Source organism: Vibrio mexicanus (genome assembly GCF_001012815.1).
Taxonomy (GTDB): Bacteria; Pseudomonadota; Gammaproteobacteria; order Enterobacterales; family Vibrionaceae; genus Vibrio; species Vibrio mexicanus.
The window spans coordinates 1-16,192 of the sequence record NZ_JYJP01000017.1; the positions used below are offsets into that span (position 1 = coordinate 1).

The 16,192-nt window shown below is 44.1% G+C and carries 5 protein-coding genes and 1 pseudogene; 3 read left to right on the forward strand and 3 right to left on the reverse strand.

Features of this window, described 5'->3' with window-relative positions; genetic code table 11:
* Positions 1-53: 53 nt before the first annotated feature.
* From UA76_RS03480 to UA76_RS03490, 3 genes are all read right to left on the reverse strand, one after another.
* On the reverse strand, positions 54-1,685 hold the full coding sequence (locus tag UA76_RS03480; protein WP_047043088.1) for a methyl-accepting chemotaxis protein: 1,632 nt from the start codon (positions 1,683-1,685) through the stop codon (positions 54-56).
* Between the two features lie 175 nt (positions 1,686-1,860).
* On the reverse strand, positions 1,861-2,769 hold the full coding sequence (locus UA76_RS03485; RefSeq protein ID WP_238322164.1) for a hypothetical protein: 909 nt from the start codon (positions 2,767-2,769) through the stop codon (positions 1,861-1,863).
* Positions 2,770-2,921: 152 nt separating this feature from the next.
* Entirely contained in the window at positions 2,922-3,371 is a 450-nt protein-coding gene (locus UA76_RS03490; protein WP_047043093.1) for a hypothetical protein, read from the reverse strand.
* Positions 3,372-3,807: 436 nt separating this feature from the next.
* Between UA76_RS03490 and UA76_RS03495 the strand changes: the two genes are divergently transcribed.
* From UA76_RS03495 to UA76_RS25770, 3 genes and pseudogenes are all read left to right on the forward strand, one after another.
* Positions 3,808-4,257, forward strand: coding sequence for a DUF3429 domain-containing protein (locus UA76_RS03495; RefSeq protein WP_047043096.1), 450 nt, complete (start codon positions 3,808-3,810; stop codon positions 4,255-4,257).
* Between the two features lie 211 nt (positions 4,258-4,468).
* Entirely contained in the window at positions 4,469-4,936 is a 468-nt protein-coding gene (locus UA76_RS03500; RefSeq protein WP_047043099.1) for a DM13 domain-containing protein, read from the forward strand.
* A 204-nt stretch (positions 4,937-5,140) separates the two neighbouring features.
* A pseudogene (locus UA76_RS25770) lies at positions 5,141-16,155 on the forward strand (DUF11 domain-containing protein).
* The last annotated feature ends 37 nt before the right edge of the window (positions 16,156-16,192 follow it).

Sequence of the window (16,192 nt, forward strand, 5' to 3'; positions counted from 1 at the left end):
AAAAAAAGCCACCCTGTTGAGTGGCTTTTAGACGATTTTATGATGACTTTGGATTAGACCTTGAAACCTGCGACTAAATGATCAAGTTTCTCACACTGTTCTGAAAGGCTTATGCAGGCGTTATCGGCGCTGTTAACCATTTCCACCATTTGGTGGCTGTTGTCTGCAATACGCTGAACATTGACGTTTACCTCGTGGCTAACATTGGATTGTTGACTAGCAGCAGAAGCAATCTGGGTATTCATTTCGTTCATCTTCTCGATGGCTTGTCGAATGGTAGCCAAAGAGTCTGAAGCCGAACCCGCCATTTCAATGGTCTGGTTACTACTTGATTTGCTTGACTCCATCACGGTTACAGCTTGTTTAGCGCCGCTTTGTAGGCGTTCAATCATGGACTGAATTTCACCCGTGCTGCTCTGAGTGCGGCTAGCAAGTGAGCGTACTTCATCGGCCACAACAGCAAAGCCTCGGCCTTGTTCGCCTGCTCGAGCGGCTTCGATTGCCGCGTTAAGTGCCAGTAGGTTCGTTTGTTCGGCAATGTCACGAATGACATCCAGTACAGATACGATGCTGCCAACGTCTTTGTCTAGCGTATGAATGACTTGGCTAGCGTTATCGATATCACCTGATAGGGTTTGAATAGATTCAACAGCATGGTCGAGAATACCACTAGCTTGCGTTGATTCTTGGGTGGCGTTACCACTCGCGCCAGCAGCCTCATTTGCGTTGTCACTTACGGTCGAACTGGTGACTTGCATTTCATGAACGGCGGTCGCGACAAATTCGCTTTCTTGCTGCTGATTCGCACTGAATACCGCGATGTTCTGGGTAAGAGATTTGATGTTCTCCATTTCTGAACGTACCGCGTTAGAGGCCACAATGACTTCTTCGACGGTTGTATGAATTTTACTGATGAAGAGGTTAAATGACTTAGCTAAGTTACCAATTTCGTCATTACTTTTAACCTCCAGGCGCTGAGAGAGGTCACCATCACCTTGAGCAATATCAGCCATTGCAGATTCGATGTCTTTGATCGGCTGAATGACAAAGCGTTTAGCGACCCAAATGGTGAATGCGCCTGCTATGACCGCTAATACTACGGCAACTTCAACCACGACTTTTACAAACTCAATGGAGTCGGTAACTTGCTGACGAAGAGACATTTGATCTTCGTCGATTCGGTTACTGATTTCTTTTAGCTGTTTACGAATCGTAGTGAATTCCTGCGTGAACTCAATTTGGTGCTCAGAAAAGTACTGAGCCGCCGTTGCGGGTTGAGCAAACATAGGTTCGTAAAGATCGATCCAACGCTGAGTTGCATCGACTAGTGCCTTGAGGTCTTGTTGAGTTTGCGGAGGCAAAATACCGTCATCAATCAGTGGTTGAACCGCTTTCATTCGAGGAATCGCTTTATAAGCATTGTCCTCAAATTCAAACGTGTGGTGCTCGATCTCTTGCTCGGTTTTAGCCATAGCGATCCCAGTACCCGCGACCATTACTTGGTAAAGATCGCGATACGCGTCGGCCATGCTGTCAACGGTGGGCTGAACTTTGTCATTGAGCTGAGCGTTGAGAGTTTGTTGGTGATTCGCTTGTATAACCGCGAATAGGGTAGATGCTGCGAATAGGACCAGTATTCCTATTAGTGGCAATGAAATTTTGAACGAAATGGATCCGCTCCTCATACTGTCTTCCTTTATATAATTATTTTGATAGAAAGCTAGATAATCTCACCTTATGTATGGGATTAGTAGTATTGCTATTGGTTATTTATGGGAATGAAGTCATATATTTACATATGCACAGAGCTTTGTATTAATTCTCTGTAATGATTGTTTTGCAATATGGTATGTTGTATGTCTATATGTTATAAAACAGCACTTCAAGCCTTAAGGTAAACTTGGCCTCTTCAAATCTAGGGTCGTATTCCTCTTTGTACCAATTGTATTGAGGTTTTAACTCAAAATAGAGCCAGTCTCTAAAGAAGTTCTGTCTGTAGGTGATCGATATTTGAGTGTCGTCAATGTATCGAAATGGACGGTTCGTACCTGTTGTAGTGACTTGATAGTTGAGTGCTTGTGTCGGTGAAATGTGCTGATAGAGGGTGAGGCCTGTACCTAAATCCCAACCTTTTATGTCATCTTCGTAGCGCGCGAAGCTAGACCATCTCAGTAGAAAATCTTGATTGAGCGAGTGATCGATATCGAACTCGGTGATTTCGCCAGTCACTTTCTTACGTTGATAAATGCGTTGTGTGAAACGAGCAACCGTTGCATTGGTAATGGGGTAGGTGTATTTGAATCTGCCTTCAATGCTAGGGCGGGCGGATACCTTAATATTGAAGTTAGTTCGCTCCTTACTCAACCAATCGTAGCGAAGTCCAAAGGTGCTTTCGGCCTCTTCTTGGGAGCTTGGAAGCAGATCGAACACATCACTTTCTTCATCGGATTCGAATACGAGTTTGAGTCTTTGGGTAATACCCGGAAGGTGAAGACGTGCTTTCAACTTAGTTTCGAACTCGTACCCCTTGCCTTCTACATAAGCAAAATCGTTGTACCAGCGAAACTGTGTGCCGGCTCTGGCATCTTGATCGGTTCGTTCATCAACGAAAAAGCTGTCGAACCAAAGGGCAGGTTGACACAACTTGGTATTAACGTAATCAAAAGCCTTATCGAGAAGACGAGCTTGGTCTGATTGGCTCAAGCATTGGTCCGTTTCACCGACTTCTTTTGGTGAAGGTGAATCAGCAAACGAAAAGCCTGAGGCTATAAGTGTGAGAGTGCCTACTACTGCGTACCGCAAAGCATGTCCTTGTATCATTTCCTATGAACAGAATAGCAGGATTCATTCGCAGATTTGATAGTTATTTGTTGAGAGGCTATCAGTACTTTAAAGTAGGCACTTGAATAGGATCGAATAATTTAACTTTGTTGCTCATTGAGCTTTGCATAATGATGCAAAAGGTCGGTGAGCGCTTTCACCCAAGCAAAGGCATCCTTAGGTGCTTGGTTCAGAAGTTCTTCGACTTTGTCACAATGCACTTTTAGTGTAATTGCGTTTTCCAGATGGAATGAAATAGCGTAGAAGTGCCATAAGATCAGACGAGTCATTCGCTCTATGTTTTGCTGAGGGTTGCCTGATTCAGAAAATGCGAGCTGAAGCTCAGACAGAGCAATGGCTGTCATTCGTAATAACGCATCAAACTGAGCCGCTTGTAGCCGCTCCTCTGTCTCCACCTCTTCTTGCTCGAAGGTAAACAGTTCTTTCATTGCGTCTTCGGGTACAAGTCTTTGAATCATGCGAGCAGCTAGCTCTTCGAGTTCTTGGCGCTGCATGGATTGTAGGGAGTCAAATGTGTAGTCAAGGGACATAACATCTCTTCTTTATTCACTGAGTTTGTGGGGTATTGTATACCCAAAGCAAAAGGATAGGTATGGCCGGTTCTTGAAAGCGAAAAGGTGCAGTTTGATTAAAAAATCGAGGTTGAAAAAAATATTGCCCCTGTGTTGGGGCAATAGATGTGGTTTAAGCCGTTTTTAACGTTGTTAGTAATTTATTGACTTTAATAACAGTAGTAATAGTTGATGTTTTTATCAAAACAACCAAGTCATAAAAAATTCAGTTTTGATGATTTTGGTGATGTTGCTCCATATTTAAATGCAATAAGTTTCATTTAATATCGAAACATTTTTTCAAAGCCCATCTACACTTTGAGTTAAATGCTAGATGTTGCTGACCTATAGTTTCGACTCGGTTCGTATAGGTTTAAACCACTGACTAATCATAGTAATCATCAAGGAAGAAACGATGACGAACACACCTAAACAGACGATGCTCCAACTTGGATACATAGGCTTAGTGCCTTACGTATTTTGCTTAATACTTATGATCGCTGATTTGCAGATTTTCCAATTAACGGGAGAGAAAATGTTCGTTGCCTACAGTGCAGTGATTTTGAGTTTTCTATCAGGTGTACTGTGGGGGAATGCAATCGATCACTTTTCAAATAAACTCAGCCGAAATGCTTTGCTACTAAGTAACCTGTTTGCACTGATTGCTTGGGGTGTTTTACTGCAAAGTGAAAGCCAATCGAGCTACGCCATTGTTATGCTGGCGTTTGGATTTATCGCAGTGTGGTTTAGTGAAAAAACCATTCGCCAAGTTGAGCATGAAGAAAACCCTAAGGGGTATCAAACTATGCGCGGTCGCTTGACCTTTGGTGTTGTGGCAATGCATGGGATTGCGTTAGTCGTATAGTCAAGAAAGTGGATTTCAATACAACACTGAGTCTTAGTAGAAAATGAGCGCTAAACTATTGAACTACATAAAAAGTGTTGTTTTTGTATGCTCATCACGAATATCAAATGAAGATCAAAATTTAAATCCCAATTAACGTGCTAGGTGACTGATTTTTGGTGACATATCGTCTATATTTACCGCGTCTATGAAATGCTATTGGTGCAGTTAAATGAAATGGATTTTGTTACTTTTTTCTCACAGTTTGGTAGCGGTATTAGGTGTGGCACTCGGTATTTATATTTTACCCATTCTCACCCAGCCTGTAGCACCTAGTTTATCTTCTGTTCAATCGATGTCTAATAATGCTGTATTTTCAGGCACTTTCCAGCGTGATCGACAAGATAGTGATTTCCTTCATTGGGGCGAAGGAGCCGTTTCCATCAGTGAAGACACCATAGGATTTATCGGTGAGCTTGCTCCAGGTCCAGATTATCGTTTGTATTTATCCCCAAGTTTTGTTGAGACCGAAGTCAAATTCAATGAGTTCAAAGATCAGATGATCCAAGTTGGCTCCGTAAAAACCTTTGATCGATTCACGTTGTCTGTCCCCGAATCTATTGATGTAAATAATTTCAATACGGTGATCATATGGTGTGAAACCTTTAGTCAGTTCATCACATCGGCTCGGTATCAATAAGTCGTTGCTCATAAAACAAAAATTACTAAAATACACACTTGGAAACATTTTGACACAAGTGTGACAATGATCACTATTGTTTGTTGCATCATTTTGCGCTTCACAAATGCCACTGTTTTAACGTTCAGTTGATAGGATTAAGGTTTGTTTAATTCTCTATTCTCTAAAAGAAGCCTTTGGGCAACATTTTTTGCTCTTCTTCTAATGCCCCACATCGCGATTGCTGCTAACGAGATAGAAGTTACAGTTAGTCCAGACAGTTCTATCTATGAAAATGGCAAACCTCTCAATTATCAAATTGAACTAGTGAATAAAACGGCTAAAACCTTATCTGGAGTTCGTGTATCCGATCCAGTTTGGGATACGCCAGCGATAGCGGAAAGTGGAACTAAACGCGCTTTCTCTCAGTTAGATATAACCTCTCAACATACTTGGGGCAGCAGTGCTGGCGTCTATGAGAGTCTAAATACTAACCTAGTTGCTCAAGATGTGAAGTTGCTGCCTTATGGGCGAGTAACTTATTCAGTGAGCGCGATTCCAGCGGATGACATTGTTGAAGATATTGTATTAGGGGCAACGGAAGTCTCTGCGCAAATTGATGGCTCGACAGCGAATTTTAAACCTACGAGTGGTAGCGTTTTTAAGCCCGTTCCTTATGAGTACACCTTGACTCTCGATGTAGACAGTAGTGAGTATGCATTAGGTCAAGTGCTCACCTACAACTTAACAGTTGAAAATACGGGTAGCTACGATCTGCAGGGCTTAGATATCAACTTGCCTATGTCATCGCTTGCAGTTGAAAACAATACTGGAACGAAGGTTAGCCCGTTTTCGTCTGTATCAATCGTAGGTGGGGCGTCTGGTTCCTATAGTGATTTAGGCAACTTCACCACTTCTGGGGATCTGGTGGTCAGTGATGCTAAAGTCGTGCGTGGTGGTCGTATTGTTTATACCCTTACCGCTACTGTGATTGATAATTTGGTCGGTGATATTGAAGTTATGGCCAAATCAAAAACCAAAGAGGGTGACGAGCAGTCAAATGCATTGGTGACTCCGCCAGCTCAGCCAGATGTATCCATAACGCAACAAGTTGATAGTACAAACCCGTACTTAGTTTCGCAGCTTCGTGAGTTCACAATTAATGTAACTAACAACGGTCAAGGTATTGCGCACGATTACCAAGTCACTCATAACATTTCTAATATGTTGACCAATCTAGGATTAGGGAATGATCTTCAACCTCAGTATGACCATACTGATGTGACGGGGAACCCTTTCTCAACGTGGCAAGTTGAGGTGACTAAGATTGGGGGAAATACATCCTCAAGTTACGCAAGCTCTGGCATTCAATCTAACGTCGACTTTGCAGATACGATCTCGCTCTACCCAGGTGAATCTATTCAATATGCGCTGAAAGCGACAATATCACCTGTAGCAATTGGGACTATTCAAGGGGCTAGCGCTGCAGTTTTTGACCAAATTGGATCATTAGTTGAAGATACACAGATATCAACACCAATCACTGCTAAGAAAGTACTCAACGTTTCGGATCCAGAAATTAGGGTCACCAAAACCACGAAAGAGTCAGAATATATCCCTGGCAACCAAGTTGAGTATCTAATTACCGTTGAAAACAGCTCTAGCCAGTACTTTGCTAACGATTTAGCTATTGTTGACGACCTTACTTGTATTCAAACCGAGCAAGCTGGAGGGGCAGGGCAAGGCAGGCATTTAAACGTTGGAAAGTGGATGTTAAGTCGGGTGAAGATTCGATCGGGACCGATCCAAGTAAATACAATTATGGTTCTTGGACGACCTCTCCAGTGACGTTGTCGCCCGATATTGCTCCCAGAAAAAAAGTGGAATACACCCTAACGGCGGAGGTGGCCGATTCCAGTATTGGTTTGATCATTGATGATAACGCTGCTTGTAGCGACAACGTCACTGAGGAGGGCTCAGGCATTCAAATGCCGGAAGATAACTTGCGCGCAAGTAAAGATGTTGATACGCGATTCTACTCGTCGGGTGATGAGCTTACCTATACCATTCGCGTTGATAACGATGGTGATGGATTCGCAAATCAGGTACCCGTGATTGACGATCTGACTGCAGTAGAAACGACAGATATCAATGGGAATAAGATTCCTGCTTTTATTAGTTGGCAAGTGACCGCGCAAGCATTTAAATCGGATGGTAGTGTAGCATCTCAAACTGATACAGGTATTTCAGGTCAAATTGACAGCCCCAAAATACTCGATGTGACAGCGACTATCGAACCTCATAGCTACGTGATTTATACGATCCAAGCCAAAACCGACCCCTTAGCGAATGGTCACATTCAAAATAGTGTGACCGTTGATAATAGTGTTTACGCTGACCGAGGTTCTGATCCGCGAGACTTTGTATTACAGCTTAATAAGACAGTTAAAACCAATACGGATTCGAACTTTCGAGGTGATCACACCAGTTACTCAAAGTTAGAAAATGAAATTACCTATCAGATCCATGTGAAAAACCCGAAAGGGAATGGTTACGCCACCAACGTCGTGGTGAAAGACCCGATTTCGAGTATCAGTGCGGGTCTATTAGAACCTGACAGTAAGAGTAAAGCAGTGTTCTCATCTTGGACCATTTCGGCTGAGATTATTTCGGATGATCCGTTACTTAATGGCAATGCTAAATACACCAAAGTTGGTTCATTCTCGGACAACGCAGACTTAGACACAGTGGCCCAAATTGCGCCAAATGTGGAAGTGGTTTACACCATCGTCGCGCAAATCGATCGTAGTGTTGGCAACGAAATCATCTTCAAACGATTTGAAAATACCGCGACTATTGAAACCAAGGACTCAGACTCACAGTCGACAGCATCGGATACAGTTGTAGTTCATCCAAAGGAGCCGAATGTTGTGGTCGTAAAAACGGCTCGCGAAGCTCAATTTATTCCAGGGCAGTGGGTGACATTTGATATTACCGTGTTTAACCGTGGCGCCGGTTATGCCAATGAAGTCTCAGTAAAAGATGATATCAAAGCAATGAACGTATTCTCGGAATGGACGATTGATGCCGAGACCGATTCAAATAACTCTCCATATAAGTCAGGTAGTTATGCAGATAGTAAAAGTGCTTATCCCAACAATGGCAATATTAACTCAAAAATAGATATCGACCCGCAAGTCAATGGAGATATGGGTTATGTAAGATATACCATCCGTGGGCTAGTAAAAAATGACTACAAGAAAGATGAAATCTCAAATACCGTAGAAATTCATGACCCAATGAATAATTTGGATCAGTCTGCGACGGCAGAGATTGGGGACAGTGGCGATGCTAAGTTAAATGTCTCGATTGTGAAAACGGCAAATACTTCGCATTTCGTACCGGGTGATGAAGTTATTTACGAAATTGTGTTGCTGAACAATAGTGACAATCAGATTAATGACCTTAAGTTAGTCGATCCTCTAACACAGATCTCTTCTGTTCTCGCGAATAAAAAAGATAATCACTTTGCCGACTATGAAGATCAATCTCCCTTTGAGTACTGGGAGTTTGATTATGGCGATGGATCTTGGCAAGGACGTACCACTGAAGATCTGATTTACCCTGTGGGTAACGAGAATGTGACGTTTAGCTTGGCTGCGCGTGAGCAACGCGTATTTAGGGTGAAGGCCAAAATTAAAGATAACGTTATCGGTTCGCGAAATGGCGCTGGCGTATTGCGTCCGATTATTGCCAATGATGCGTATATCTTCCGTGACTATAAGCAAGTCGATGAAGAGTCTCACGTTTCTCACCATGAAATGGAACGAGCCGCAAGTGGGGGAGATACCCACCGTGAATTGCTGGTTAATGGCTCGAGTAGCAACCGTTATAAACCGGGAGACACACTCACTTATAAGGTGAAAGTCTCTTCCAATGTCGGATATTTTAACAACCACAAAGTCCAAGAGAATATTACCGGAGTTCAGGTTCAACTTCTTGATGGCTCAAAAGCGAATCCATTTAGTGACAAGTTTACCGTATCTGTCGATAAGCAAGACTCAAACGGAGGCAATGGAACAACCGATGGCACTTTAGATGGCGTGGTCGCGGATAACCAAAATATTGACACAACCATTGATGTTGCCGGCAAAGATTACGTCGTTTACACAGTAGAAGGCATTGTGAGAGATGACGCAGCAGGTGACATTACTATTGGCGGAATTACCGTTAGCCCTTATGACTACCATCTGACGTTTACTAAAACGGTCGACCAAAAAAACTACGAGCCGAACAAGCCGCTAGTTTACCATCTCACCGTGACTAATGATGGGAAAGGTAATGCGTACCAGGTTCCTATCAAAGATGAACTCTCTTCAGTCATGGTGGATTTAATTGATGGTCGCCAAGAACAAGCGTTCAACAATGGTTGGACAATCGAGCCTAAAGTATTGGGTGGCAGCCCTGTTGCTGAAGTCGATTTAGACGGAACCATTGCCAACAACAAAGATATCGATACGCATATATCTGTCCCCGCAGGAGAGACTATTGATTATGTGGTGACTGCTCGGGTTCATCCGCAAGCTGTTGGAGATATCCTGAACCTATTGGTGGTTGATGGCGACACGGTTAGTGCATTGTCTAAGCCAAATACAGAGAAATATCACTTTGAGAAGCGCGTCATCAATATCTATGATGTCGATGGTGCTACCACTCTGACTGGTGGTTATACGCCGGGTGGTTATATCGAGTATCTAATCACGCTAGAAAACCGAAACAATGTACACCTAAAAGACGTTGAGATTATTGATGCCATTTCCTCGATCACAACCAACTACTTTGATGGTACGACTGGCCAAGCGTTCGAGTCTTGGACGATCAAAACTGAAGTAGACACTAGCGGCATTAGTGATGCCGGAACTGTGTCGAACAATACCGATATCAATACCCAATTCGACTTGGCAGGTAGTGGATTTGCCGACTCAGGCACATTTGTGAAGTACACCGTTAAAGCTAAGGTCAGTGAGAAAGCAGTCGGTTCTATCCAAAACACCGCGCGCGTAGAAGGGAAGCACAACTTGCCTTCTGAGCGCATTTCTATGTTGCCAGCAGAAATTAAAAAGCTTCATAAGGCGTATACCGATAACGCTTTTGGTACACACAAAACGACCTTCAATCATACAGCTGAAGGTGAGAAGATCGTTTATCGACTACGTATTACCAATAATGGTAAAGGCACAGAGTATGGTGCTTCATTAAAAGAGACTTTCTCTAACGTGAAAACTCGCCTTGCTCAAAATGCAGCCGGAGAAGCAAACAACCAGAAAGATCTTGTATTTGGTGAATTCGGATGGACAGTGACCGCGTCAAAATCTTCTGAATTAACCACAGATATTGGTAGCTTTGTCGGTGGCGCAAACAGTGATATTGATATTCCAGTGTTGTCGATTGCGCCACAAGGCTGGGTAGAGTTTGTCATGGAGAGTCAAATTCGCTCGGATGCGCTCGATAAGTTTGCGGTTGCTCCTTTATACAATGGGCAGAAATTTGGTAACGCAAAGATTGAACCAGAAGCGCAGCAACTCGAAGTGGAAAAACGCATTGTTTCGATTGGTGGAAAAGCTTACAGCAAGGGTGATACCTATAAGCCTGGTGATGAAGTTGTTTACCTACTTGATGTAAATAACAAAGCGAAGGTTTGGACCGATCAAACTGCAATTACCGATGTCGTTTCTGATATCAAGGTAGAAGTGTTGGGTGGTGGTATTGAATCGGCGTTTGACACCTTTACCATTACTCATACCAACAGCAACGGCTTGGATAGTGATGTTGATACTTACCTGCCAGCTTACGATCCAAATACCGATCTAAATATAATGACGGACATTGGTCCCCAAGAAGATTTGCAATTTACTATTAAAGGCACGATTCGAAGCGACGCATTGGGTGAGGTTGAGGCTAACCGCGCAACTGTTGGCAACAAATTAGTCGTCACTCCGACCATTCCGCCAGTAGAGCCGAATTTAATCTTTGAGAAGGTGGTGACGAGCACCACTGCAGATAGCAATGCCTGTAGCTTCCCGTCTAATACTGGTTCCGGTTGCCAGTATAATCCGACTGGTCAGGTTGTTTACCAAATCACCGTAGAAAATATCGGAGAAGGTATCGCCAATGATGTAAAAATTATCGATAAGCTGAACGATATTAAAACCTCTACCGGAGCCAATGCATTTAGCGATTTATCGACGACGATTTTACAACAGCCTGACCCGAGTCGGTTCTCGATCTCTGGGAAATACAGTGGTAATCAGCCACTAAATGCTACGTTTGACCTGATGCCAGGTGACAAAGTCGTGTTTGGCCTGCAAGGTACTGTTGATGCGGATGCAACGGGTACGATCACCAATGTGGCAAAAGTAGACGGAAAGAACTCAAATGATGTCATACTCGATCAAGGTGATTCTGAAATTCTTGCGTCAAAGACCACAGACACGCCGACCTACATACCGGGCGGAGAAGTTCGCTATACCTTGTATATTGCCAATAAGTCGGATTCGAACGCGGATGTTCGCGTTGAAGACACCATTTCCTCCTACCTAGTAGAAACCGCAGATGGAAGTAACAAAACGGCATTAGAGAGTTGGACAATTAATGCTGAGTTTATTGCAAACAAAGGCGCTGCTCATAATGATGCATCAGCCATTCCGACATCTGGGGATATTGATGCCATCGTCAAGCTAGGTGCTGCAGGTAGTGAGCCAACTTTGCTGAAAATTGATATTGTCGGTAAGGTTCGTGATGATGCGGTGGGTAAGTTTGGCAATACCTTATACGTTGATAAGAAGCAGTACGACCTACAGCAGCACTTTATTTACCCTGAACCCGCGGCAATCTCGGTAACGAAAACACCTTCGATTTCACCTGCTGTATATGCTCCGGGTGATTCTATTGGTTTTGATATTGTAATTGAGAATACGGGCGGCGGTTTTGCTAAAGGGCTACGCGTTGAAGATATAGCAAAATCCATTAAAGCAGATGTCGTAAACAGTATTGTCCCAGGTCAGGTGTTTGATAGCTGGGACGCGTCGAAAAGCTCAATATCGATTATCGATAGCGGAAGTCCTTCCGTGACGATATCGCAGTCGCCATTTGATGCCGACAATGGATTCACTGGCGAATACAACTTAGCGCCAGGGTCAACACTGAACCTTCATCTCGAGGGGACGGTTGCATCGAATGTGGTTGGGGCGATCACTAACCAAGTTAAAGTGAGCGCTCAAGGAATATCGGAAGTCAATGCTGAGGCGACTTATCAGCCTATCGATGCCGAAGTGACTGTCTCGAAAACCGTCGATAAAGCTGAATATATTACCGAAGATATTCTGACGTATACCATCGTGCTTACCAACACTCAAAAGGTGTGGGCGACAGATGTCCAGGTAACTGACTTAGTGGATCGAATAACGGCTGAAACCATTTTTGGCAACTCTGTTTCCGTGTTTAAACCAGGCACCATCGATATTACGGGTACGTCGGCGAATGGCACAACCAACCTGCCATCGCTATCGGATGACCATATCGACAACAGTATTAACATCTCACCACTGGATATTATTACCGTTAAGATTCAGGGCGAACTCAAGCCTGAAATCATTGGTGATGTGATCAATACGATTTCCGTCGACTACGATGGTAAAACCTTGGAAGACAGTGCGACGAGCGTCTTACTGGTTCCTGAAATCGAGATCGTCAAGGAACCGATTCAATCGACGTATCAGCCAGGCACCAATAATGGTTTTACCATTTCGGTGATCAATAAAGGCGATGCGTTTGCAAACGATATAAAACTAGAAGATAAGATTTCTGCGCTTCAAGTGGAAGTGACAGATGGCTCAATGCAGCCAGCCTTCACGCGTTGGGTGACTAGCTTTAAGTCAGGCGACCCAAGAACACAAGTGGGGGCAACGGTGTTTGGTTGGAATCAAGACATCGCTTATGACATTGACCTCGCACCAAAAGACACTATCGTCTTTACCGTAGAAGGGGAAGTAAATCCGAAAGCGGTAGGCGACATTGATAACGTTGCAACGGCCAACTTTAATGGCAAAGATCTTCAGGATGATGCGCAGCTTGTACCTGAGAAGTCAGCCCTTTCGATTGAAAAGGTTGCAGACCGCGAATTTTATCAAGCGGGTCAACCTGCGCAATTTGTCGTGACTGTGACCAACCAAGGTAAAGGGTTTGCTAATGATGTCATCATTCAAGATCTAATGAGTGATGTCTTAGTCGACCTTGTGGATGGAACAAAAGGGACGGCATTTGAGTCGTGGAGCATTACTACCTACGCCTCCAATGCAAATACAAGCTTATCTACCACGCCTTCAGGAACAAATCCGGACATTGACTTGGTGCTGATATTGCGCCAGAGAGTAGCTTAACCTTCACTATCGATGGCATTGTAAACAGTTTTGCAACTAGCGACATCATCAACACTGCGTTATTGCAAGATCCAAGTTCACCGGAGCAAAACGCTAATGCGGTTATCAAACATCGCCCAGTGTCTCTCACACTGAACAAATTTGTCGGAGAGTCTGGTAGTGACGTTGAGATGACCTACGAACCGGGTAAAGAGTCGGTGTTTAGGGTCGTTCTAGAGAACAATAATGAAGCGTTTGTCGCGGGTGTTGAACTCAAAGATCTGTTGAATTCGATGACCGTAAGCACTGTTAAAGGAACAACGGAAAGAGCGTTTGAGTCTTGGAGTATTGAAGTTAAGCAAAGCAATCCGCTTACAACTATTACCCCGAGCCCAAGTGGTAACAATAAACAGATTGACGCAACGATTAACATCGCGCCGAACGACACCATTGAGTTTTTGATTCGTGGGGTGGTTAATCCTTACGCTAATGGTGAGATCATTAATAAGGCGAGTATGAGTATTAACTCATCGCGCCCTCAGAGGGTATCGGTGTCGGCTAAATTACTGCCTGAACCAGATAAAGTCATTATCACCAAAGTGGCGGATAACCCTATCTATGTAGCAGGGCAGGAGTCGACTTTCCGCATTCGCTTGTTTAATGACAGTAAAGGCTTTGCCAATGACGTTGTGCTTAGAGACACCATGTCTCGTATTCTCGTCCCAACCCGTCCTGATATCGCAACGGGTAATAGAGAAGTTGTGCCAGCCTTTACACAGTGGTCAATTGATGTGACCCAATCGGATCCAAGAACCATTGTGACTGCGCCAACACTAGGCCCTAATGCTGATATTGATGCACTGATCGATATCGCTCCGGGTGATACCGTTGAGTTTGCGATTACTGGTACGGTTGATGCTCGTGCAATGGGTGAGATAGTGAACACGGCGCATAAAATTGACGAAGCGCCACAGTCTTCAGGCAACCAGACAGCGCCTGCAAGTGCACGTACAGCTACGGTGGAGTCAGTCAGTGCGATGATCACGCCGGAAGCGGTGAAGTTTTTGGTGAACAAAACCACCGATAAGGGTGAGAACGCCACCTATGGTAACGATGATCAGGAGCTAGTGTATCAGCTGCAAGTCACCAATGAAGGTTCAGCTTTGATCTCAGGTGTGAAGCTGGTAGATGAGATCTCCAAACTCATGGGTGAAAACGGGAATACTTTATTTACCAGTTGGCAGACTACGATAACCGAGTGGCCTACTGGTGAGGTGAAGGCTAAATTTGATGACCAAGATTTATTACTACCAGAAGGTGGGACTTCACTCGATTTATTGCCATACATGGGCAATGGCTACGACATCAAGATCGTCGGTCAGCTTAACAAAGGTCTGGATGACAATATTACTAACGTATTCACCGTGACCGACCCTGCTACTGGCACATCGGCATCTGACGATGTGACCATCTATATCAAGAAGTTTGCTGATAACGAAGGCGAGCTACTGGTCACTAAAGAAGCGTTGAAGTCAGAAGCTCAGGTTGGTGAAGTGGTTGAGTACGAGGTGATCATCTCTAACCCGAACGAGTCTGAATTTAAGAACGTTAAGTTGGTAGATAAGTACCCAGCAGGGTTTGCCTATGTGGAAGGTTCAACAGAAATCACCAACAGTGGCCTGATGGTCAGTTTGATACCGGCGATGATGTGTTGCAAACCACAGAGCCTGCCGTAACCAGTAGCCTAACTTTCAATGTAGGGGACATGTTGGCTTACGGCAGCGAAGGAGAGACGGTCACAGAGCAAATTCGCGTTCGCTATTTGCTCCGAGTAACTGTAGGAGCAACGTTTGGCAAGTACGTGAACAGCGCTGTTGCTATGACGCACCTGAAGGGCAAACATCGGGCGTGCTTGTTGCACGCTCGAATGTTGCTAGCGCGATTGTAGAAGTCACGCCAGATAAGGTATTCGATACAGCTTCTATCATCGGTAAGGTGTTTGAAGATCATAATGGTGATGGATTCCAAGCCGACGCGACGGCGTTTGATATGGTGATAAAAGCCGATATTGATCCAGTGGATTACGTACCAGGTAGCACAGTATTGATTAAGGCAGGGGTGGAAAAGTCGCTCGACGATATTTCTCTAACTGCTAGTAAAGAATCGAACTTTGCCTATGGTGTAGAGATACATAGCGCAGGAGACTATGACCACGGGTACAAGAACCACTTACATGAAAAGGCCAAAGAGGCCCAGTCAAAACTGTCTGAAGGTGTAGAGGTACCTGAGCTGTTTGGTATATCGCGTAACCGAACGTTGGCGGAATCCAATACGATTGCATTCCAAGTGGAAACGAAGAGCGATAAAGGGTTTGACTTCACAGTCGTTACGGATTCAGGTACTGAGATTTTGTTTAAAGCCGATGGTTCAATTGAGACTAACCATCATGGTGATAAAGCTAAAGGCTTGTCGGCAGAAAATCTCGATGTGACGCGTGATCTATACAAGGATGGTCACTTCTACCTGTGGGAGATCACCGTTGAGAACAAAGGGATCTACGAAAGTGGTGTACCAGGGGTTCGTTTGCTGACGGTGGAAGGCATTATTATTGAAACCGATCAATATGGCCGCTATCACGTGCCTGATCAGTGGGTATTGGACAAGAAAGGGAAGAACTTCCTGCTGAAAGTGGACACAGATTCACTGCCGACAGGAATGAAAGTCATCAGTGAGAATCCGAAAGTTCAACGAATTTCACCAAACAAGCTAACGAAGTTTAACTTTAGCGTAGCGGTTGAGGAGCAAGAAGACCGTGAAGAATAATCATAATAATACGGACGTGAGTAGGCGTCCTGACACG

Coding starts and splice junctions, on each gene's coding strand:
- UA76_RS03500 (WP_047043099.1), top strand. CDS start 4,469: ATGAAATGGATTTTGTTACTTTTTTCTCACAGTTTGGTAGCGGTATTA.
- UA76_RS03480 (WP_047043088.1), bottom strand. CDS start 1,685: ATGAGGAGCGGATCCATTTCGTTCAAAATTTCATTGCCACTAATAGGA.
- UA76_RS03495 (WP_047043096.1), top strand. CDS start 3,808: ATGACGAACACACCTAAACAGACGATGCTCCAACTTGGATACATAGGC.
- UA76_RS03490 (WP_047043093.1), bottom strand. CDS start 3,371: ATGTCCCTTGACTACACATTTGACTCCCTACAATCCATGCAGCGCCAA.